A 1544-nucleotide genomic window follows, 5' to 3' on the forward strand; every position below is an offset into this window, starting at 1 on the left:
AGCACCAGGTGGCTGCGAAAGCCCTGCCAGAAGGCGGTCAGGCGCTGGATGGCGGCGGTAAAGTCCATGGCGCCACTGGCCAGGCTCACCGCATTGATCGCCCCGGCCGAGGTGCCGACGATCACCGGAAACGGATTGGCCGCGCCCGGCGGCAACAGCTCGGCTATCGCCGCCAGTACCCCCACCTGATAGGCGGCCCGCGCCCCGCCGCCGGAAAGAATCAAGCCTGTGACCGGTTCAGCTGGACGCATTGCATCACTCCATGGTGCTTGGGGACTTCAGATCAACGGCGGCGTTTTTCATACAGTTTAGGTTCACCTGGCGGCCGGCTCTTGAAGCGGCGGTGCGTCCACAGGTATTGCTCGGGGCATTCACGCACGGAGGCTTCGACCCACTGGTTGATGCGCAGGCAATCGATCTCGTCGGTTTCACCGGGGAAGTCGGTCAGCGGCGGATGGATCACCAGGCGATAACCGCTGCCGTCGGCCAGGCGTTCCTGGGTGAACGGCACCACCAGTGCCTTGCCCAGGCGGGCGAACTTGCTGGTGGCGGTCACGGTGGCGGCCTGAATGCCGAACAATGGCACGAAGATACTTTGCTTGGCGCCGTAGTCCTGGTCCGGTGCGTACCAGATCGCACGACCGGCCCGCAGCAGCTTGAGCATGCCGCGCACGTCTTCGCGCTCTACGGCCAGGGAGTCGAGGTTGTGCCGCTCGCGGCCACGGCGCTGGACGAAATCGAACAAGGGGTTGCCGTGCTCGCGGTACATGCCGTCGATGGTGTGCTTCTGCCCGAGCAAGGCGGCGCCGATTTCCAGGGTGGTGAAATGCAGGGCCATGAGGATCACGCCCTTGCCTTCCAGTTGCGCCTGCTTGAGGTGCTCCAGCCCTTCGACATGGGCCAGGCGCGCCAGGCGCGGCTTGGACCACCACCAGCTCATGGCCATCTCGAAGAACGCGATGCCGGTGGAGGCAAAGTTTTCCTTGAGCAAATGTTTACGCTCTTTAGCGGACTTTTCCGGGAAGCACAGTTCCAGGTTTCGTGCGGCGATACGTCGACGTTCACCGGCCACCCGGTACATTCCCGCCCCCAAGGCACGGCCAATCCCCAGTAAAGCCCGGTACGGCAACTGCACAATCAGCCACAGCAAACCCAGCCCCAGCCATAACAGCCAGAAGCGCGGATGAAAAAATACAGCTCGAAAACGCGGGCGATCCATTCAAGATTCCGGTAAAGACAACGGCCGCGCATTCTACAACGGTTCGACCCGGCTTGCGGCTAGCGGATGTTCTCGTTATAAGTCTCGACACTTTTCGTGACAAGCCGCTTTGCCGACCATGAGCCAAACCGAACCGCTAGACCAAGATCCCGTGTTCCAGTTGAAAGGCAGCATGCTCGCCATTACCGTGCTGGAACTGGCCCGCAACGACCTTGATGCCCTGGACCGCCAGCTCGCCGCCAAGGTCGCCCTGGCGCCGAACTTCTTCAACAATGCACCGCTGGTGCTGGCCCTGGACAAGCTCCCGGCCGGCCAGGGCGCGGTC

The 1544-nt window shown here is 62.7% G+C and carries 2 protein-coding genes and 1 pseudogene; 1 reads left to right on the forward strand and 2 read right to left on the reverse strand.

The window, feature by feature from the left end:
* Both HX846_RS36110 and HX846_RS36115 read right to left on the reverse strand, forming a co-directional pair.
* Positions 1-251 (reverse strand): patatin-like phospholipase family protein (locus HX846_RS36110; protein WP_178967333.1); only part of this gene is annotated, 251 nt, incomplete at its 3' end.
* Between the two features lie 32 nt (positions 252-283).
* Entirely contained in the window at positions 284-1219 is a 936-nt protein-coding gene (locus HX846_RS36115) for a lipid A biosynthesis lauroyl acyltransferase (protein WP_003209101.1), read from the reverse strand.
* Between the two features lie 118 nt (positions 1220-1337).
* On the opposite strand from HX846_RS36115, the pseudogene minC reads away from it, so the two are divergent.
* Positions 1338-1544 (forward strand): annotated as a pseudogene (minC, locus tag HX846_RS36120) (septum site-determining protein MinC); the annotation flags it as partial.

Origin of the sequence: Pseudomonas sp. K5002 (assembly GCF_013386655.1) — a bacterium.
GTDB lineage: Bacteria > Pseudomonadota > Gammaproteobacteria > Pseudomonadales > Pseudomonadaceae > Aquipseudomonas.